We start from the raw sequence: 20,165 nt of genomic DNA, 5'->3' as shown, positions 1-20,165 counted from the left end.
TTGGTCGGTTTCCTGGGGTTGCCGACCAAAAACCGACCAAAAAAACAAAGCTGGTATACTCGCGTGGAATGCTCGGAGCCCTGCTTGATGCAGTGTTTTCGGGCATTTTTGCGTATGTGGAATACGAGCCTGTTATGGTATAATATTGACAAAGATAGGAGTTGATTCGGATGCATGAACTGCTTGATCCCAAGAACGACTTCGTATTTAAGCGTATATTCGGCAGTGAAGAGAACAAGGATATATTGCTTGCCTTTCTTAACAGAACCTTTCTGGAGGCTGGAGAACCGCCGCTCACCGAAATCGTCCTTATGAACCCATACACGGATAAGGATTCGCCGCGCGATAAGCAATCGATCTTCGACATTCAGGCCAGAACGGCTGAAGGCAAGCTCATTAACGTGGAAATGCAACTGTTCAATAAGTACGATAATGAGAAGCGCACGCTGTACTATTGGAGCAAGCAGTACGCAGGGCAGCTTGAAGAAGGACAGTCATACAAGCGGCTTCGCAAGTGTGTCACGATCAACATTCTTAACTTCTCCATTCTGCCTAACGACCGTTACCACAGCGTCTTCCATCTACGGGAAGACCATAGCGGCATTACGCTGGTCGACGATATTGAAATCCATATCATGGAGCTGTCCAAGCTGAATGCGCAGAACATACCGAGTGAAGGCGGCCTGCTCAACTGGCTGTTGTTTCTGAAAAGCGAAGATACAACGAACTGGGAGGTGTTGAGGGTGAACGAACCAGCTTTGGGTAAAGCGATGACTGCATTGGAATATCTAAGCCAGGATGCAGAAGCACGTCGCATGTACGAGATGAGACAAAAGGCTCTGCATGATGAGGCTTCCATGCTAGAGGGTGCAAGAGCAGAAGGAGAGTCTTTCGGTAATTTAAAAGGGAAATTGGAAGTTGCCGAGAACATGCTTTCTAAAGGAATGGACTTATCAATCGTAGCAGAACTGACTGGGCTTTCAACAGAGCAGTTAGAACAACTGAGACGAACACATTGAATGCTTAGCTTAGGCTGTGTGGGACTAACTCCTCCGCAGCCTTTGTTATGAATTGGAATATATTAGCGGTTGCTTCAAACTCTACTTTCGTTTGCGGGGTTTGGCAGACACTCCATTCCCCAATTTTTCTCCTCCCATGACAAAGGTACCCTCACCAGCTTCAGGCCAGTATTCAGGATGGATTATGTCCATTCTGAACGGAATCTCCGTCTCGTCCTCCAAGCGTTTTCCGCAATACTGCGTCAATTCATGCAACCCTTCGTAGGCATCTAAATCTGTAGCCAAATAACCGACAGGGGGGTATTTGAGTATGCTGAACATACCAATATCCCCTCTGCTAAAATCACTCCATGTACCTCTGTATTGCGGCATTGCGATATCCCTAATTATCTTTAGGCTCATGTACGGATATATCCAATAAAACACCTTTATTCCTTTAGGAACAATCATTGATTCGTCCAGCACGTATTCTCTAAACTTATCGTCAATTTTGCTATCACCGTAATCACCAGTTGCTGAGAGCATATGACCGAGTAATGATTTACAGATTAGTGCTGGCTTTGTCTTAACATGAATTGTTGCCTGTGGCAGCATAATCTTGGTCTTAATCATAAGCATGACGTCCGATGCAAGTTCGTTCAACACAGGATCGGCCTTTGCTCCTAATAATGCATTGTTGCAGTTACTACAAATCGTTCTATATTTGACTCCGTTCTGAGAAAACTGATATCTGCGCTCTCCATTACTACCAGCCAAGTATTGGAAGATAGATTCCTGCTCAATATCATTAAAGGCTTGGCCACCTTTAGGGGGAACGTGATCCCATGTCAGCTTTTCGATTTTACCGCATATGTTGCATTTCCCTGACTGTTCCCTTTTAAATTTAAGATAATGCACGCACACACCTTCTTTATAAAAACTTATAGCGGTTCTCTAACTATTAATGTCGCTCCTCATTCTGCCGCCATACCTTTGAATGCTTGTAACATGATAGGTCCAAATTAAGATTTCTCGACAAACAAAGGTGCAAAATATTTATCTTGAAGTTTATCAATTATCTGGTTTACATGGTCCGTTAAATCCAAAGCGCTTTGGCTTATAATAGCAGCACTTTGCATGATTTCATTATCAGTGTGACCTGGTTCGCTCGAAAAGTATTTATAAAATTGATTTAGTTTATCCCCCATATCAGATCCACAATTATATACTTTCTCTATGTCGCTATTTAAATCTTTTAATATGATCCTTCTTTTTCTAAACTGTGATGCAACTGAATTAGTAACCTTATGTTGCTCTACCATACACTTAGCAATGTGAGACTTAATAGAGTCCACAGTTACTGTGGAGCCAATTGATACGAACATTTCGTAGATTAGCTTGATTCCAATTATGTCCTGGTAGGTTATCTTTACTTTAGTCAATTCCTCCAACATCTCTTCTGCTGATTTCAATTCCAGATCACGTCTTTGCTTCAAGATATCGTTTTCTCTATTCTTTTTTTGGGTTCTATCCACATTTCTATAAACTATATATATAGAAAAAGGGACCAGTATAAGCGATACAATAGGAGAAACTATAGGCGCCCATTTATAGAATAAATCAAAATCAGTTGGCACAGCCGCAGTGTAGTCACTGTACCGTTTCAAAACTTCCAGTAATTCTTCTGGAGTCAAAGATAACATCTCCTTTTACTATTAGGCTTTGAAAAAACTTTTTGAATGCAACAAAAACAAGTGTAATTTGTTTCTAGATTTTGTGCAAGATATTCCTAATATACCAATAGCGCCGCATGGGCGCTATTTCTGTCTTGTCATCATTTCAGTGAATGAATCTGTTTCATATGTCATTGTCTCCTTATCTTTGCTCAAGCTAAGGAATACTTGCCCCGAGTTTTCAATATCAATCGTGATGTCATACATATCCATGTAGGTGATACGGAATGATTCTTGGGATGGCTCTCGCTCTTGGTAATAATCAAGCGTCCCCTCCACTACATCAGTTAGCTTAAGTTCAAAACAATACGTTTGACTTGAATCACACCATTTACCTTCGAATCCATCTCTGATTAATTGAGCCCAATCATCAACATCATTTGTTACATCTGCTTTTTCGAGCGTATAATCATTTTGATTATCTCTGTAACCCAACTTTCCTTTCTCATAAAGGACAAGTACAGTCGGTTCCTCTTCAGGACCAATCTTTGCCATAAGAGTGTTGTAGTCAAAATGAACGTATTGAAATGGGGTTGGTACATCACTGCCAGATGTATGATAAGTGATAATGCCATTCTCGCTATCTGTAAATTCTAGAGTAATCTCCATCTCATTGGAATCAGCTGTTGACCAATCTCCTTCAAAATCGATTAATTGAATCTCCTCTTCTAATATCGCATCTGTTTCTATTTCACTCATTGATTGATGATCTGGCTTACTAGACGGCTCAACGGAAGACTCTGAGCTTGTTGTCGGTTGCTTTGGAGCCTTTCCTTCATTATATGCCGTTATGGATTCATACATATTTGTAATGATGGTCTGACCATTAATGAACGCAGGAGAATGCATGATGTAATCATCGACCCTTTGCCGCCACAACTCCGTTCCTGTGTTGCTGTCAATCGCAATGAGGTTTGAATAGGCAGGAAAGCCTTTTGCCATATCGTGCTCCCCATCCCAAGTACCTACATATAATGTATCTGAGAGTACAGACGGTTGCGTAATAACCCATGGTATGGCTAATAGGTATTTTTCGTCACCGATTCTTGTATTCCATGATTCATTTCCTGTTTTAGAATCAAGTCCGATCATTTGGCCACTTTTCACATCAGAGATGACTACTCGATTTTGTAAGACGGTTAGAATCGGCGAAGTTGGAAAAGCTAAGTCTTCATTGTTGTACTGCCATATCCGTTCCTTTGAACTTAAATCATAAGCAGTGATACTTCCTCCCAAATCAGCAGCGAATAGTTGGTCATCTATAACCTTCAGATTTGAAATCATTGCATCATGAGGAATGGTGTCGATAAGCTTGCCATCGTTTTCACCGACAATATGAATGACTCCCTGTACAGAGAAGTATAGCTTATCCGCGACGAGTACTATCCCGTTGTAAGGAATGGTTTCGCCATATTCCCAGCTTACCTTGCCTGACTTTATATCAATTGCATTTATGGATGTTCGCCCATCGCTCATATTTTTTACAATAAATGCTCGGCTGGAGGATGCAAGCGTTGATTTCTCCATTATTTCAGCAGCTACATTCTCGTTGTAATCGTATTTCCAGATTCCCACACCACTATCGGCTTCTACAGCACGAATTCCGCCTATATCATTGTAAATCAAGGTATTTCCAACTAAGGCAGGAACAGACGGGAGTCCATTTATGGGATGGCTCCATTTCTCCTTCCCCGTTTTAGTGTCGATAGCATAGAGCGCCTTATCAGTACCAAAGTATGTATATTCTGGTGTAACTAGAAGTTGGCTGAGATTAGTTTTTGGTTCCGTTTTAAACTTCCAAGCAACATCCGATATTCCTTCTATAGCTTTCCCTTGATAGACAACTGATGAACCCTCTTGGCTAGCATTATTACTGCATCCTAAGATTGATACTGTAAGTGCAACCAAAACCAAACTGAATATTCGACGCAACGCGTTCACCCCTATTTTTTATCTTTATAGCTTGCTTCTTCATCGTAGTGCAACTTATTTTTCACAGTCCATTCGGTTCCATTGTGCTGTAAATTGTATTGGAACTTGAAGGTAGTCATACTTTCTTTTTCAACTCCATTCTCACTCCAGCCTTCACGTTTATACTGAGCATTGCCTTCAAGGTACATTCTGCTTTCAGACTCGTCTACAGTGACCTTTGAGATATCTACCTTTACCGTTTTGGCCACAGTGGCTCCTAACTGATTACCTATACTGTCTTTGACCAATTGAGTCACCTTAGCCTTTGCTCCCGCTTGGCTATTGTCTGTTGCATCTGTACCACAGCCTGCAATTAATACCAATAAGCAGAGCAAGCACATTCTACCTACAGCATTCATATGTATGCCCTCCAGTTACATTGAAGTTAATAACGCGACAAACAAAATAGCAAGAATGACGATGACCACGATTCCGATAAGACATCCTAACTGGAATTTCTCGCCCATACCCTTTGCTCCAAGGAACATTGCAATTAGAAAACCCAGGCCAACGACAGCTCCCCATAGCATGACAATAGCTCCTTTCAATAAATATGAAGAAAAATCATAATGTAGATTTCAAAAATTACAAAAAAAGCGCAGGACATAATGTAGCACCAATTAGACAATTGGCATCTTAAATCGCCTACCCCCTGACCACAGAATGGCAGTACTTACAGACTACAACTAATGAACCAGCTGAACATCTATAGTATATATATCACAATTGTTACTTATATGCTATAATATCCGTCCGATAATATCAATGCGCTGTCGATGCTCTATTAACTCTAAGCTATCGTTGCCTTAGAGGTGAGAGTAATGAATAGTCGTACAATGAAGGTAGTAGGAGAACGCATTCGATCACTACGAGAACAACGCAAGTGGAGCCAGATGAAGCTGGGCGAGCTAGCTGACTTGCATTATACATACATCGGTCGTATTGAACGAGGCGAAAACAATGTAACGATGAAAAGCATTGAGAAGGTTGCCGTCGCACTTGATGTGCCGTTCGAGGAGTTGTTTAGATTCATTCAGCCATTGGAGAAAGGGAGGGATGAGTACTACTTATCCCTGCTTGTTTCCAAATTTCAGGGCAGAAGCGTTACTGACCAAAAGAGAGCATACGAAATGCTAAGCTATATGCTTGATTGGAAAGACGAATAATCAGCAGACAATAAAAGGCCTATTCATTCCAAGATGGAGTGGATACGGCCTTTTTTTGCGTGCATCGGCATGACAGAGATTATCCAGGGCTGTGAGATGATGCCCATACAAAGGAAGGAGGCAGAAATAAATGCAGAATAATCAGAAGCCAGTGAATGAAATGAGCGACGAACTATTGTTGGGAGCGTATGAGTTGGCTCATAAGTTAAGTCTGGACAAGGAGTTCATTGAACTTCTTAAACAAGAGTTGATTCGGCGCGGCATCCATATCAATTCAGAATCGGAGTGAAGAGCCATGACAAAGAAACTGCTGGCGGTTAGGAAAGTCGATAACATCCAGTACCAGATTTATGAAACAGAAAAGCTTCATTTCACAGAGTTCAATGATTATCGGGGAACCGTATGCCAGCGAGAAGTATGCATCAAGGTATATGGCATATCCGCCGTGCTGAGCATAGGGCAGGAAAAATGGCGGTATGATGCAGGTGCTTTGTCCGCCCAGAACTATGAGGTCAACAATTTGTTTCATCGGCTGACGGGACTTGACTTAGCTACTCTGGAAGAAATTCGCTCAACCATTTGGAACGAGTATATTGAATGGAGAAAGAGCAGGCACAAAGATCCCTTCTCCAAAAAGGCGAACCAACAACTGCGTAAGCTAATAAGAAAACAGATTCACTAAGGCTTCTACTGATACCAACACGGTATTGGTGGGAGCCTTTTTTTGTTTAACAGCAACTATATTGGGCGGAATGAGAAGTACGCCACTAGGAGGTGATTCATATGGATGAGTTCCATAAGAAGCTAAGGGATGCATCGACGGCAATGATTCTATTAAGCAAAGAATTTGAGCGATTGGAACCAAATCATTCCGATCATCTCATCAAGGATTATCCGTTCAGTGTATGCCTGTTGGAAGTCGTGCATGCCATGTTGGAATGGCAGGAAACAATCAACAATCAACTGGAGGTAAACAAGCGTGGAGAAAAAACAAATAGCTGACGAGATGACTACTCTGCTGCGTCAGCTTGTAATGCAGAATCAATTGGTTATGGCGGCTCGCGTCTTGGGGGTGTACTTCCAGCGCGTATGGAAGATCGACGAGGAACTTTCTAATCGGTATGTTCGCGGATACTTCGCCAAGTACTACCCCAAGCAGTTAGAAAGCCATTTAAAGCGTCAAAATCGAGTTGGTTAAGGAGGTATGATACACAATGATTAAACAGCTACAAGAGCGTAAAAAGGCTCTACAGAGCGTCAGGAAGCGTCTGGATGGCAATGCTCCACTTCATTCCAAAGATGGGCTACGGTATATGCGTTGCTTGGCCAAGTTGGTTATGACGGATATGCAGATTGAGCAACTGCAAAGCATGAAAAAGGACGCCTGCCAGCGCCCTCAGTAAAACCTTTTTCGATTCAATAATATCATTCATCTCTAACCCATTCAAGGGGGAGCGGCTTCGGCTGACTCCCTATTTTTGTTTATCTCAATCAAACCATTGGAGGTTATGTACAAATGAATTATTCATATACATTCCGTTCGGCCCTCTCCGAAGCTCTCTGCGTCAAGGAGAGCAGCCCAGTCGTTCAAGAACTGGTTTCCAGGTTCAACACGCCATTCGACCTGATGGATGCAACAGAGCATGAGCTTAAATCGATCAGGGGGATTGGTCCAATGCGCGCCAAGCAAATCCAATCAGCCATGAAGTTGGCGCGGCTTTTGAATATGCCGAAGGAAACGCCGAAATTCATCCGCTCACCGAGAGACGTATTCGATATATTCCGCCATACAATCGGAATTCTGAACGTCGAGGAATTTCACATAATCATGCTCTCAACGAAGAACGGCATTATCGGTACGGAGATGATATCTCGCGGCACGTTAAACAGCAGCTTAGTTCACCCCCGCGAGACGTTCATTCCAGCCATAAAGCGTTCGGCAAGCTCTATTATCGCTATTCATAATCATCCTTCTGGCGACTGCACTCCATCTCCCGAGGATGTCCAGTTAACCCAGCGGCTTTCCCAGGCTTCGGAGATCATCGGAATTCCTTGTCTTGATCACGTCATTGTGAGTAAAGACAGTTTCGTATCATTGAAGGAACGAGATTTGATGTAATCATCGTTGGGAGGCGGCATAACTTGCTGTCTCCCTCTTTCTGCTCGCCTTCGGCGATGGGATGGCACGCTCCATTTCATTTCGCGCTTTGTGGTTCGTTCATTCCCACCAATCACAGTTTAAAACAAAACCTTACGGAGGTACTTATCATGAAAAATGAAACAGCAATAGGTTATGCCATTTTAGCAGCAAAACAATTGGGATTATCCCGCGAACAGCTTCGTCAATTGGAGCATCTAATGCGTAGGACTATGGATGAGGTATCAGAATCAGAAGCGGAGGACGCTTATCGAGCCAATTGATTCATTATCGGAGGGATGGCTATTATGGCCGTCTCTCCCTTATACATCTGATTAATAGTCTTCTCTAAGCGATTTAACGCTGAAGCGGTATTGTGGGTCTGCGAGACGCTGGAGCATGATGTCCATTGTAATATCTTTTGCAGTCTTAGCCTCGCTGCTTGATGATCGTTTGTTCTTTAAGCATGTGTACAAGTTGATCATATGAGCATTCGCGGCCATTTGGGCCTCCGAACATGTGCTTAACTCACTTTCCCGCCTTAGAGCCTCAATTAATTCATCATAACTATTCATTATCTTCATCCTCCTCGTCGTCCTCAATATCATATAAATCCAGAATGAAGTTGCCTTGCTCATCAGTTTTGCCACCTTTTATAAACTCAAGCCGATCAAGCATGAACAACGTCTTATAAATGTAATTATCCACCGCTTTCTGTTTCCTTGGCGGGACACTTCTTATGTTTCGTTCAATTTCACATAAAGTGCCCGTCGACATTTTGAGTAATCGAGAAAGTTCGGACTGACTGAACCCGTCATGTATTCTCTTGAGCTTCAATATGTCTCCTACACTTAGGACATCTTCATTAATAATCATCATTGGCTCTCGGGTATTAAACAAATAGCTTATTACCATTTCCACCTGTTCCTCTGTAAGGTTTCTATATTGCATACAAGCAGCTCCTTGCTATATGTAGTAATGGCTCCTCCCCTGCTGAAGAGGAGCCGAAGGAAAAGGAAGGAGATATCCCCGCCGCTGAGTAGCGGTTCTAACTCACAATACATATATAACCATTTGGGAACTGATAATCAATACCTCTGGAGAATTTTTCTAGAAGCGAAGTTCTATTTCGTCATGTTTACACACACCTCGATACAAAAAGACTGCGAAGCCGCGTCACTACTGGGTTTTAGGCATTTCATGTCCGTCCCCACTAAAGGTCAAATATTACGCTGTCTCTGGGTGGGACGTGCTATAATCAGCACTAAGGGGGAGATGCAAATGTCAACATTGCTCCGAATGCTAGAAGAAGCGAATGTGCCGTTATCGGTGTTCTGCGAGAAGCTTGATCTTTCCGAAGATCAGGCATTGGAAATAGCAAATACAGCCGATGAAGATGCTCAAATGGACGCTTACTTGTATTTTGTTACCGCCATGAATGATGAATCGCTCTTTCCTGAGCTAATGGAATTTTACGCTCCATTCGTTTCGGACAAGGAGGAGCTTGCCGCGTTCATTACTTCTGCCTTGCGTTTGCGGAGTAACAATATTCCGCGTAGAATGCTCAATAGCGTACATAGGTTAGTAACGCTTGCGGATGCTATGGATGAGGTTCGACCTGGAAAAGACTCTCTTAAGATTTTCTATTTTGTTGTCTGCATTGAAACGTTGTACTCACTGGCAGGGGCTGAGATGTTGAAATACAAAATTGTCATAGACTTTTTCAATCAATTCATCGAAGCCGACGATAAACGCTTGATCCTCGAACGTTTCCGTAGAAGTCTAGGAGACGAACGATACAGGTTCAAACAACTGAGCCACGAAACTGAAACCGAGTACAAGGCTCGAATCAATAATTCTGATCGTTTGAGTACTCAGATTACGATGGAGATATTCGCACGGATCATCAACGAGATACGAAATTGCTTCGCTCACGAAGGAAACTACTGGAATTTCAGTTTCGCTAATAGCGACTATAGTATGATGAACTCTGTGACTGTAGCGGAGAATCATGTGGAATTTAATCGCAAACGTGACCGAGGCAATGAAGGTCAAAGAAGAGTATACGAAGTCGATCTTACCTACGATCAATTCAAATCAGCTTGCATTAGGGCATTTCTTCAATTCATCAGAGCATACACGAAAGAGATTAATGCTTAGGGCAGCTCGCCGCAAGCAGGCTCTCCAAGCAAGTTGGAGAGGCATTGGTCAGCATGTAATGAAGGATACGCCGTCAAGGGTAAAGGCTTCGCCCCTTCGGCCCTTGACCGCTAAAGCATCTGTTAATACATTCATATGAGAAAGGAGTGACCGTACATGGAAATGGAACCCGTAGAATGGATTTCTTCGATATTAGCTGTTGTAGCTATTGTCGTCAGTGTATTCTCTTGGTGGACTGCCCGCCGAAACACTCAGGCCGCTGAAAGGAATGCGCTCGCAGCAGAAAGAAGCGCAGAGGCGGCAATCCAATGAACACGTTAGAATGCAATTCGTAATAATACAGGAGAAGGAGCGTCAGCGGAGAGAACTACTCAGGCTACTTTACATCAAGCGTATCCTTAAAACGGCTAGACAAATACATAAGGCAGTTCTCGGGAAGTATCAAGTTGATTCACCATTTGCCCCTTCTCCTGTGGTTATCGATTGGGAATCCATTAGACAAATCCCATTGGAAATAACTATATCGGATGATCTCCTAATCGACATCTTTACTAATGAAGAAAGGGAGCAGATTGATCGGGCTTGGTCCAGCCTCAACCATTTAATAGATGAATATGGGATCGACGACGTTGAACGTAAAGGAATTGGATTCGCAGGACAAGTAATCGGGGACTTTCATACCTTAATCCAGTTGTTCGAAAAGGAAAGCTAACAATACTATAATGCTCCAAACCCTTGATACATATGAGATGATTCCAGTAACTCAAATCGGACTAGAATCATACCAAAATGAAGACATCAATAGGATATTTCGCCGTGCATCTATTCACGTCCTATTCTAGTATTATACTCGGAACGGGAATGAGACCAGGAATGGTGCGGGATACAGCCATATTAGTCATTTTGTCCGCACTTGACGAGTAATTGTCTAATGCTTATTCTGCTTATGAAGTCAGCTCGCCATGCTGCTTCGTTGGTGTGTATATGAATGCGCCAATATCGGTGTTCTCCAACTTAGAGAGTAGCGGTTCATACAGGTTGATGGCCTGTGTGGATGCGCACTCTCTTATTTTATCTTTTGTCCTTCTGGGTACATCATCCTTCCAGTTGATCAGATCGGCATTCAGATCATCGATAATGCCCCTTAGATGATCAGGAAGCTGCGATATGTCGGTAACTACATAATATTGGTCGGCGGCAGCGAAATCCTCTACAGTCAGTTCAGATACCCTTTTCATCCGTGGCAGATTATACCGCATTTCCACTCTTGTCCATATGTCGGTGAGTATTCCCCACTTCTCCCTCATTTGCACCTGCTTATCGTAGATATACAAGCTGGAGGCAGAACTGGGCTTGCCTACATACATAGATGTTGGATTGATCTCCACGGTGGCCTTCTTAGCTGGCCGAACAATATGGAATTGATCGTATGGGAGGCCGAAATCAAACGCTACATGCATTTCACTTACCATCCATCGTTCCAGCGGCACAACACTGAATATAAGCTCCAATAGTGCGCTGCCATGCGAATAGCTGTGAAACGAGAGTGCTACAGTATACTTCTTGGCAATACAGGCTTCGCGTGGATGCAGGCCGAGGTAAACCCCGTTGTGCTTGTCTTGGATGGTATAGAAGTACATCGGATCATCGCGTCTATTGTTGTACGGTTTGATTACACGGTCGAAGAATATGCGGGCCTGAAGCTCGGTTAGCCTAACCTTGAGTCGCTTAGTGTCGGTGAGAATGTCCATGGTTACTGTCCTCTGCTAGTAAGATAGGGAATGCGTGTCAAGAAACTGGCACATACTTATCTCCTGCATTTTCCCTTCAAACAGCATCGAAACCATTTCAGAAGAAATACACAATAGGAATATATGTTCGTATTCAAAGTAACAGAAAAGCACTCCAAAAAGAGAGTGCCCTATAAAACATATGTGTCTTATACCTTCAAGAGCGTTCCGATTAATCGCTCAAGTGATGAATCAGAGTCGGATTTCTGATCTTTCTCTTTTAGTGCTACCTGCATTTCAAGCAGTCTTTGTCTGGTCTGGCTATCCTGTAATTGTTCTTGAAGTGATTGCATTTGGCTATATTGGCTGATTACGCCATTAACCTCCCTACGCACTGCTTTTTCAAAGTTGGATAATTCATTCATTGGTATTGCCGCCATCTGATTCAACCTTCTTGCCCATAGAATACTTCCAGTAGACACCTGATAAGCATTTAACGTAACCTCGATACCAATTTGATTCAGCGTGTAACCACCATCCTCGCTTTCCTCTGCATCATCCTGATCGACATCTATTGCGTAGTCAGAATACACATAGTCATCATCTATATCAGATAGCTCCCTGGAATCCAGAGGGTGTTTTTGACCAAATTCCTTGTGATAGGAATCGAAGTACGGCAGCATATCTTCTTGTTTACCAAGAAAGAACGGTTCAACGGAACCGACTGGTGTCTTATCGAAAAATCCTAACGGGACATTGTAGTTGCTAAAGTATTCACTAAATACCCTTATGGTTTCATCTTGAGGATTGATCGTTTCACCTGATTCTAGCTTTGCGTAACCACTTTCAGAATACTTCGCAGCTTTAGCAACAGATTTCAGTGTAAATTCCCCAGGATACATAGCATTTAACTTTAAACGTATTTGCTTCATCCTGAATCCAGGTAGTTTCAAGAGTAGATTCCGTATCTCATCAGGTAGTAATGTTTGTCCGTTAACAGATTGATTTTCCATGTCCAGCATCCCCTTTTCGCTAATTTGATTAGTGCGGTCAGAACTCACGTCAACCACACAAATTAACGTTTTTCCCAGTCAAATCAATGGCCTAAAGCAGTAGATCAGTCGATTTATCCAGTCGTGAAAAAGCCTGACCACACAAGGGTTTCGGGCTATTGAACATGCCGAAAAACTGCTTTATAGTCATCTCCAGAGCAAGCAACACGCAATGGAGCGAGGGCGAATGGAGCCAACATTCCGAAAACCAATACGAATATGGAGGCATCAACCTATGACAACAAAACTTAATACCTTGGCAGTGAAGATCAGCGAATTTCTAAAAGAAGAATGGAAAGACGTCGTACCCTTTGATTCGCCAAATCTTGAGCCGTTTCCTGCATCCATCCTGCCAGAACGCTTCCGCCATCTGATTGAAATGGTCGCTGATTCAACTCAAACACCGATTGATGCATCTGGAATTACTCTATTGTCCGTTTTATCGGCTGCAACTGCGAAGAAGTTCGTCATTAAGCCATTTCTTAATGGAGCGCACACCGAAAAGACAAATCTCTACACGCTCGTCTCTATGCGATCAGGCGAGCGGAAGAGCGCTGTATATAATCTACTCGCAGAACCATTAATCAAGTTCCAACAGGATGCTCAAGCTGAGTATCGGAGGAAATATGAAGGCGTGGCAGAGGAACAGTTGAAGCCGCCTACCTATCTCACCGATGATGTTACACCTGAAAAGCTAATCGGTTTAATGAAAGACAATAACGAACAAATGGCAATGTTATCGTCGGAAGGTGGGCTGTTCGACAACTTCAATGGCAGGTACAGCAACGTGCCTTCTTTGGACATCTACTTGAAAAGCTTCACTGGTGATTACATGACAGTACACCGTGTCGGAAGACCATCTGAGACACTCTATGAACCAATCCTGACTATCGGCCTCTTCGTCCAACCTGGCTTGTTACAGGGTTTGCCTGCACGTCTGTTGGAACGCGGATTCCTTGGACGATTTCTGTATGCTGCCCCGCAACCTGTAGGCATTCGGAAGGTTGTTCCAGCCCCCATTGATCGGGGACAGTTGGAATTCTACAGCCGTAAGATTCAAATTCTAATGAACCACAAGGTAGAAGCCCCCTCCTGTTTATATCTGGAGGAAGCTGCCGAAAAGGCTTGGATTGCTTTTGCTGAGAAGCATGAATACCGATTGAACGGTTCGGATGAATTCACCCATCATTCCATGCGTTCATGGGCAGAGCGATTCCCTGGTCAAATGCTGCGAGTCTTGTCATTACTTCATATTGCGGAGCATCTACAGACTGCCGATTCACTTGAGCAACTACCAACAGAGATATCAGAAGAAACCGTAAACCGACTTATTCAGCATAGCGAATACTTTGTCAATCAGGCGAGGACAGCATTCGGAGTGATGAAGTCTGACTCACGATTGGATGATGCCAAGTATCTATTAAGCATTATTGTTGCAGACAAAGAGGAAGTAATCAAGAAGCAGGAACTATGGAAGAAAACCAAAGGCAAGTTTGCCAATGCTTACAACCTCGACAGCACATTGAGCGTGTTAGCCGATCATGGATACATTCGTATGATTGAAGCCCCTAGTCCATCAGGACTCGGCAGGAAAGGCGTTGTCATCGAGAAGCATCCTGATATAACGAAAGCAAATATATCAGGTAATGACAAATTCAATGAAGTGAAAGATACGAAGCCAAAGCGTAAGTGTGCTACTAAAACCAAAGAAGGAGTGTGATTCAAATGAATCAATCTTATCCAGATGTTTTGCAAGTCGCAGATATTCAACAAATCCTTGGGATTGGCCGCCGCCAAGCATATGAGCTCGTCAATTCAGGACAATTCCATGTCATTCGTATAGGAAAGTCGATTCGAGTAACTCGTGATATTTTCTTTAATTGGATGAATGGTCAGTAACAGCAGAATCTTGAAGGGAGGTGATGCGAAATGCGGCTTGTGAGCATTCGTGGCGATCCATCAAAGAATAGCTTGTGAAATAATTCACGAAAAATCAAAGGGAGGATAATTGAAATGCCAGTGAAACTCGATGAGAACGCGAAGAAAAACAAGTATTACTACGTTTTTGAAGTAAGGGATGTACATGGCAAGCGAGTTACTTATAAGAAGCGCGGATTTCGGACAAAGAAAGAGGCAGAGGTAGCGGAGATTGCGAAGCGCAACGAGGTTAATCATGGGGTTGTGCTTAAGCCGCAGAAAACACTCTATGCTGATTACCTGGTTGAATGGATCAAGAACAGGAGGGACTTGCGTGAAAGTACAAAGCACAGCTACACACGGATGATCAATAACCATATCATTCCCATTGTTGGAAGAACGCTGCTTTCGGATTTGAACACCATGGCTGTAGAAAGCATTGTGCGTTCTATTGAAGGAAAAGGATTCTCGTCAGGTCACAATAAAAATTTCTGCCACATCATACACAAATCGCTTCAGGATGCAGTAATTAAAGGAATGATAGCCAGCAATCCAGCGTCACTAATCACAAAGCCAAAGCGTCAATCTCGCGAGATGTCTTACTGGACTCCAGAGGAAGCAAAAAAGTTCTTAGTTGCGACAAGGAGCCACCGCCTTCACCTGATTTTCGCTCTCGCCATTCATTGCGGCTTGCGTCGCGGCGAGATACTGGGCTTGCGCGTTTCGGATGTTGATTTGGAGAACAAACGCTTATCGATCCGAAATATTATCAATTTCAAAAAGGCGCTTCAGCCAGGTGCCAAGACGGTAAGCGGTATTCGTTCCGTTGATATACCCAACTACATCGTTGAGCAAATACGGATACGGCTGCAAACCATTGAGGAAGAGAGAGAGAAGTATGGCGATGGTTATCATAATCTTGGTCATCTGATCTGTACCAAAAGCGGTCAACCTCTGTCGTTGCGCAGTTTGGGCGATGTATGGGCGCGGCTCCAGCAGAAGCATAAGATGCGCCGAATTCGATTTCACGATCTCAGGCACACTTGTGCGACATTGCTGCTCAGTCTGGATATTCATCCCAAGGTCGTTCAGTCGATGCTCGGTCATAGCTCCTACAAAATTACAATGGATTTGTACTCACACGTCATGCCGAACATCAAATCCAATGCCGCAGAAGCGTTGGAAAATCTCTTGAAATAACAGGTTGTATCCTCTAATATCCCCGCATCTGCCGACCAAAAACCGACCAAAACGGGTTTGCCGACCATTTTATCAACTGCATAAGTGCTGCGAACCCTTGCGCCGTAAGGGTTTTTTCCTGCCTACAAAAAAAGGGACCCGCTGCAACGGGCAGCGGGCCAAAGTAATTTATATTTTAAAAAGGGGGTCGAGTTCTATTATAGGCTCTTAACATTAAAGATGGATGAAAGAAATATTTCAATTGCGTTACAAATTACTGGCTTACATTTCCAAATAAAAAAAATCGACGGATAGCCGTATAAATCATCAAACTTTTGGATGGTGTGCCTCCTTCTTCAAGCTTAAATTGTAGATACGATTGAAAGGGCTTCGATATTTTAGCGGCTTGCAATCAATTCCTGCAATAGGGGGAGGCTGCATCGTATTGTTAAGTAATGAAATGCGGCGAAAAAGCCGTAGCCCACACGCGTTGGTCCTGCGGACCGCGACTGCTTTAAAGATGTTAAAAGTTACCGGACGCCTCGCCTCGTATACATAAGTCTGCGCATCCGCCGAATGTGGGGGCGACGAGGCAGACGTGTATGAAAAATCATACACGCCAGCTCGTTCAACTGGTACCCAGCGTTAATACAGCTTAAGAGTACGCACGCCGCAAAAAAAAACCTTCCTGCCGGAAGGTTCATTCGAAATTGGAATTTGTAGTTTAAACGCGTGTTTCGTGTGTTGCCTTTATTAAGCTTCGGATCTTTCGACGTACGATTTGAAGTTGTCCATAAACGCCTGCCAGCCTGCTTGCTGCATGTCAATAGGGTTGGTGTCCTCGGCGTCGAAAACTTCAACAACCTTTGTGCTATCCCCTTGCCCAGTGAACGTAATCGCGACTTTCCGTCCATCGCCAAGTGTGTACGCGATAAATTCGTGTTCCCTTACTTCATCATAAACACCGGCGAAATCGAATCCGAAGCTGCCATCCTTGGCTTCCATCCTCGTGAGGAATTTACCTCCAGCCTGCAAGTCGTTTTCTGCGTTAGGCGCATGCCATTCGTCGGACGCGAACGACCACTGCATAATGTGCTGAGGCTCCGTCCAATACTTCCACACTTGCTGAACAGGCGCGTGAACCTCGACTTCTACGGTAATACTAGCTTTCTTGCCAGTTTCCATGTGTATGACCTGCCTCTCCATCCTAAAGGATCCTTTAAGCGCGCGGATACTTCATCCACCGACTTAAGGCTTGTCCCGACGAAAGTTGCCTGCTTCACAAGTGATAGGAACAATAATAAGATAATGGATGACCATTATGATGTCAACCTTCCGCATGAGCCCCCATAGTTGTAATGAACGAAACCGACATCCACTTTGCTTCTACGTAGGTTAATTTGGAAGTAATGGAGTTTTGTGAACACCCAATACAATCCAAATCAGAGCTACAAAACAAAGGAGTCGGTTCCTAATATGAGTTTTGCCACAAAGTACGTTGGATTAGACGTATCCAAGCAAAAAAATGCGATTGCAATCGTATACGATTGCGTAATTTCGTGAACAAGAATTTCCCAGCTTTTAATAATGTTGTATGCCTAAAGGTAATCGACCCGTCTGAAAAAACCCACCTATAGGTAAGGAAATAGCAGAAAACTCTTCCAGGAAACTCACTTCCTCACACTGAAGGCGCAATATTCGAAAGCGTAAAGCGGCGTGTCTAATTGAACAGTACGGCCCGACAACGTGCCCGTACAGTTAATAAATTCAATTTCGGCATAGTCGTCCGCCAATTCGATAACCGGTTGCTGGATGCGGTCAGGGAAAAAGTTCCACAAGCCTACGGCCATCGATTGTTCATCCTTTTTGACCATGAGATACAAGTCCGGGTTTCCCAGGCAGACGGCATCGAGCTTGCTTCCGCATAACCATTCGTGCGCGCTGATCAATTGCCGCTGGCGGCAATAACTCCGGAACAAGCCGGTAACCGACTTGCTCTCCCGAGCGTCGAATGGGAATACAAGAAACCGCTGCTTGTTGGCGTTCTCATACCGATAAGCGCCGGTCATGGATTGATTTCTCACGCTAATTTCGGTCAGGACGACGGCCTGCTCGTTCACGACCAAATTGTGTATAGGCACATTTCCATAGAGAGCAACGATTTCCTGTTCATCCTTGTAATATTCGAAGCTGCCGGCGCCTACATAAGTGAAATTGCCATCCGTCCCCTGAAGCTCTTCCACAATGCCGACATCTATGCCGCGCTCTGCCAGAATCATAGCCGCAGTATAATCCAGTATCGTACCGTTCGCCAGAAGCTCGGGATCCAGCATCCATGCATGTTGGCCAAATACCAGATTGACGCCGCCTGGCTCGAACACCGCGGGGATGGAATTGTCATTGAGAAAGGCGACGCCGGGCGACCACATGGCATCGAATTCCGGCTGACGACTGACGCGGCGCGTATGCCAGTTCGCGTCCAGGGGCTCGAACAGATGGATGCCCCGACCCTGTTTGCCGGCAAACATCGCTTCGGTCTGCCGGTACAGCTCCTTATTTCTCTCCGTAAATTGGGCGTAACCGGGTTCATAGTTCGGCGAGGAATTGTAATCCAGCCCGTACTTCAGAATACCGTCGAAGTTGCCATCCGCTCGCGCGATCAAATCCAGATTTTCAATACCTGATGCAGGCCCGGCATATCTTGGACGCGGGTAAGCATCGCCTTCGGCCAGTGTTTTGATTCCATGTTTTTTACAATGCGCCGCTTGTTTTCGAGCAAAATCCATCGCCGTGCCGACCCGCTGTCCCCAGAAAGGCGCTCCGCTCATACGAAGCTCCTTCTGATTATTGCCGGCAAAGATCGTCGCCAGGTCGGGGCCGCTCGCTCCGTCTGCTCCCCAATGCGCCGGTCCGGAGCTAAGCACGATATTAATGGATTCATCGATCTCATCGACGGATCTCCGTATAGCCGTTGCAAGCTGGCACAGCGAATCGCGGCTGCCTTCCAGCCAAACGTCGCGATATTTGCCGGGATCGGAGGAATAGATGCCTTCGCGCATGGATTCCAGCGTCATCGGCTCTTCCAGTATGGCGCCGTATAGCTCCAGATGTTTCGGACAGAAGCAAGCCGGAGGCGTAGTCGTCCAATTCATTCGGTAATCGTCGTCCAGCGCGATCTTTTTGACGCCGGTTGCCGCGATTTGTTGGAAGAGATCGCAGAAGTAAGCCTCGAAGCGCTGATCCAGCGGACATATGCGTTGGGAAGTCCCGCCTTCAAGATCTATGATCGTGTCGTACGCTTCCGGATAAATGTAATGGGCGAGAGAACCGCCGATCCACACGCAAACCTCGATGTTATGGCTGGTGAAGAAAGGCAAATAAGTCCGTATTGTCTTACAAGTGTCATCCCAATGATCAACCTTCAGGGGGATGAGATAAACTTCATTGGCGTTAAGCTGTTGAAGTTTTTTTAATATGTCTAATATACTTTGTTCGTTTATCGTTTGGATGGAAACAGGCACGCTAACGGTATACATCATGAAAACCTCCTGAATTAGATGGTGATAATAACGATGGATAATAAACCAACGGATAATCCAATATTTTGCATCGTGTTTAGTTTTTCCCGGAAGATAAAGCGAGAAGCGATATAGGTCGTAATGACGCTGCCGGCGGAAATCAAGGTAAAAATAAAACTGACGGGAAGACTGCCCGCCAACAATAACATCACCAGTAAATTGGTAGTCGCAATAAAAGCGCCGCTTAATATCCCGTAAAGACCTTCCGAGCGGAGCGAAAAGGAACGATATTCCTTGCGCAACCCCATAATAAGCACACAAATGACGACGGCGACCAACATAGAAACAATCATAAATTCCGCCATGTATTGGCCTGCAAGGCTTTTTTGCGATGAAGTTTGAACAATGCTGCATGCACCGTTGCCTACAAAAGCCAATAGGGCCAGCGGCAGCCATCCGGACTGCACGTTTTTGCCGTTGTCCGACATCCCCCTTTCTTTGTAATTAATCAAGAACAAGGATAACAAGACAAGCGACAGACCTACCACAAAGGTGATGGTTACTTCATCCCTGTAAGCAAAAATGCCAAACAACGTAGGCAAGT

At 44.2% G+C, this 20,165-nt stretch carries 25 protein-coding genes; 13 read left to right on the top strand and 12 right to left on the bottom strand.

All coding sequences use genetic code 11. From position 1 onward, the window contains the following. The first annotated feature begins 170 nt into the window (after window positions 1-170). Complete coding sequence (locus B1748_RS19995) at window positions 171-1,019, top strand: Rpn family recombination-promoting nuclease/putative transposase (protein ID WP_087569714.1); 849 nt, start codon at window positions 171-173, stop codon at window positions 1,017-1,019. A gap of 81 nt (window positions 1,020-1,100) precedes the next feature. Here the strand turns inward: B1748_RS19995 and B1748_RS19990 are convergent, their stop codons facing one another. From B1748_RS19990 to B1748_RS36920, 5 genes are all read right to left on the bottom strand, one after another. Further along, complete coding sequence (locus tag B1748_RS19990) at window positions 1,101-1,916, bottom strand: hypothetical protein (protein ID WP_087569713.1); 816 nt, start codon at window positions 1,914-1,916, stop codon at window positions 1,101-1,103. Between the two features lie 104 nt (window positions 1,917-2,020). Then, the gene (locus tag B1748_RS19985; protein ID WP_087569712.1) at window positions 2,021-2,692 is read right to left on the bottom strand and encodes a hypothetical protein; all 672 of its coding nucleotides are present in this window, start codon (window positions 2,690-2,692) and stop codon (window positions 2,021-2,023) included. 123 nt (window positions 2,693-2,815) lie between these two features. Then, the gene (locus B1748_RS19980) at window positions 2,816-4,663 is read right to left on the bottom strand and encodes an outer membrane protein assembly factor BamB family protein (protein WP_179215694.1); all 1,848 of its coding nucleotides are present in this window, start codon (window positions 4,661-4,663) and stop codon (window positions 2,816-2,818) included. Window positions 4,664-4,674: 11 nt separating this feature from the next. Next, window positions 4,675-5,061, bottom strand: a complete 387-nt coding sequence (locus B1748_RS19975; protein ID WP_087569710.1) for a hypothetical protein — start codon at window positions 5,059-5,061, stop codon at window positions 4,675-4,677. Window positions 5,062-5,076: 15 nt separating this feature from the next. Next, window positions 5,077-5,232 (bottom strand): hypothetical protein, encoded by a 156-nt coding sequence (locus B1748_RS36920; protein WP_179215693.1) that lies wholly within the window; start codon window positions 5,230-5,232, stop codon window positions 5,077-5,079. Window positions 5,233-5,523: 291 nt separating this feature from the next. Here B1748_RS36920 and B1748_RS19970 point away from each other — a divergent pair, with 291 nt between their 5' ends. From B1748_RS19970 to B1748_RS36915, 8 genes are all read left to right on the top strand, one after another. After that, entirely contained in the window at window positions 5,524-5,868 is a 345-nt protein-coding gene (locus B1748_RS19970) for a helix-turn-helix domain-containing protein (protein ID WP_256975782.1), read from the top strand. A 130-nt stretch (window positions 5,869-5,998) separates the two neighbouring features. Continuing rightward, the gene (gene sda, locus B1748_RS19965; RefSeq protein ID WP_087569709.1) at window positions 5,999-6,157 is read left to right on the top strand and encodes a sporulation histidine kinase inhibitor Sda; all 159 of its coding nucleotides are present in this window, start codon (window positions 5,999-6,001) and stop codon (window positions 6,155-6,157) included. Window positions 6,158-6,163: 6 nt separating this feature from the next. After that, complete coding sequence (locus tag B1748_RS19960) at window positions 6,164-6,550, top strand: hypothetical protein (protein WP_087569708.1); 387 nt, start codon at window positions 6,164-6,166, stop codon at window positions 6,548-6,550. Between the two features lie 101 nt (window positions 6,551-6,651). Further along, window positions 6,652-6,870 carry a hypothetical protein gene (locus B1748_RS19955; RefSeq protein ID WP_087569707.1) on the top strand — a complete coding sequence of 73 codons (219 nt, stop codon included), beginning with the start codon at window positions 6,652-6,654 and terminating at the stop codon, window positions 6,868-6,870. Beyond that, the gene (locus B1748_RS19950; RefSeq protein WP_087569706.1) at window positions 6,848-7,066 is read left to right on the top strand and encodes a hypothetical protein; all 219 of its coding nucleotides are present in this window, start codon (window positions 6,848-6,850) and stop codon (window positions 7,064-7,066) included. Before B1748_RS19955 ends, B1748_RS19950 begins: the two co-directional genes overlap by 23 nt. 16 nt (window positions 7,067-7,082) lie before the next feature. Further along, window positions 7,083-7,271, top strand: coding sequence for a hypothetical protein (locus B1748_RS19945; RefSeq protein ID WP_087569705.1), 189 nt, complete (start codon window positions 7,083-7,085; stop codon window positions 7,269-7,271). A 113-nt stretch (window positions 7,272-7,384) separates the two neighbouring features. After that, window positions 7,385-7,987, top strand: coding sequence for a JAB domain-containing protein (locus B1748_RS19940; protein WP_087569704.1), 603 nt, complete (start codon window positions 7,385-7,387; stop codon window positions 7,985-7,987). Window positions 7,988-8,136: 149 nt separating this feature from the next. Continuing rightward, entirely contained in the window at window positions 8,137-8,289 is a 153-nt protein-coding gene (locus B1748_RS36915) for a hypothetical protein (RefSeq protein ID WP_179215692.1), read from the top strand. Window positions 8,290-8,340: 51 nt separating this feature from the next. On the opposite strand, the gene B1748_RS19935 is transcribed toward B1748_RS36915, so the two are convergent. Together B1748_RS19935 and B1748_RS19930 are read right to left on the bottom strand one after the other, a co-directional pair. Beyond that, window positions 8,341-8,580: a hypothetical protein gene (locus tag B1748_RS19935; RefSeq protein WP_087569703.1), complete on the bottom strand. Its 240-nt coding sequence runs from the start codon at window positions 8,578-8,580 to the stop codon at window positions 8,341-8,343. Further along, window positions 8,573-8,956, bottom strand: coding sequence for a helix-turn-helix domain-containing protein (locus B1748_RS19930; protein ID WP_087569702.1), 384 nt, complete (start codon window positions 8,954-8,956; stop codon window positions 8,573-8,575). Before B1748_RS19930 ends, B1748_RS19935 begins: the two co-directional genes overlap by 8 nt. 330 nt (window positions 8,957-9,286) lie before the next feature. Here B1748_RS19930 and B1748_RS19925 point away from each other — a divergent pair, with 330 nt between their 5' ends. Beyond that, entirely contained in the window at window positions 9,287-10,165 is an 879-nt protein-coding gene (locus tag B1748_RS19925; protein WP_087569701.1) for a hypothetical protein, read from the top strand. Between the two features lie 944 nt (window positions 10,166-11,109). Here B1748_RS19925 and B1748_RS19915 read toward each other — a convergent pair. Further along, on the bottom strand, window positions 11,110-11,916 hold the full coding sequence (locus B1748_RS19915; RefSeq protein WP_087569699.1) for a hypothetical protein: 807 nt from the start codon (window positions 11,914-11,916) through the stop codon (window positions 11,110-11,112). A gap of 188 nt (window positions 11,917-12,104) precedes the next feature. Then, window positions 12,105-12,908, bottom strand: a complete 804-nt coding sequence (locus B1748_RS19910; RefSeq protein ID WP_087569698.1) for a helix-turn-helix domain-containing protein — start codon at window positions 12,906-12,908, stop codon at window positions 12,105-12,107. Between the two features lie 274 nt (window positions 12,909-13,182). Between B1748_RS19910 and B1748_RS19905 the strand changes: the two genes are divergently transcribed. From B1748_RS19905 to B1748_RS19895, 3 genes are all read left to right on the top strand, one after another. Further along, entirely contained in the window at window positions 13,183-14,667 is a 1,485-nt protein-coding gene (locus B1748_RS19905; protein WP_179215691.1) for a YfjI family protein, read from the top strand. Window positions 14,668-14,672: 5 nt separating this feature from the next. Further along, a complete protein-coding gene (locus B1748_RS19900) occupies window positions 14,673-14,846 on the top strand; it encodes a helix-turn-helix domain-containing protein (RefSeq protein ID WP_087569696.1) in 174 nt (57 codons plus the stop codon). Window positions 14,847-14,960: 114 nt separating this feature from the next. Beyond that, entirely contained in the window at window positions 14,961-16,064 is a 1,104-nt protein-coding gene (locus B1748_RS19895) for a site-specific integrase (protein ID WP_087569695.1), read from the top strand. A 732-nt stretch (window positions 16,065-16,796) separates the two neighbouring features. Here the strand turns inward: B1748_RS19895 and B1748_RS19890 are convergent. The 3 genes from B1748_RS19890 to B1748_RS36910 all read right to left on the bottom strand — a co-directional run. Beyond that, a complete protein-coding gene (locus tag B1748_RS19890) occupies window positions 16,797-17,228 on the bottom strand; it encodes an SRPBCC family protein (protein WP_087569783.1) in 432 nt (143 codons plus the stop codon). A 485-nt stretch (window positions 17,229-17,713) separates the two neighbouring features. Then, complete coding sequence (locus B1748_RS19885; RefSeq protein ID WP_143810342.1) at window positions 17,714-19,582, bottom strand: hypothetical protein; 1,869 nt, start codon at window positions 19,580-19,582, stop codon at window positions 17,714-17,716. Window positions 19,583-19,596: 14 nt separating this feature from the next. Beyond that, a partial coding sequence (locus B1748_RS36910; RefSeq protein ID WP_179215690.1) for a hypothetical protein occupies window positions 19,597-20,165 on the bottom strand: 569 nt, incomplete at its 5' end.

The sequence above is a fragment of the Paenibacillus sp. MY03 genome, assembly GCF_002165585.1.
GTDB classification, from domain to species: Bacteria; Bacillota; Bacilli; order Paenibacillales; family Paenibacillaceae; genus Pristimantibacillus; species Pristimantibacillus agaridevorans.
Note: the sequence above shows the minus strand (reverse complement) of the source record. Positions and strands in the feature narration are given on the sequence as shown.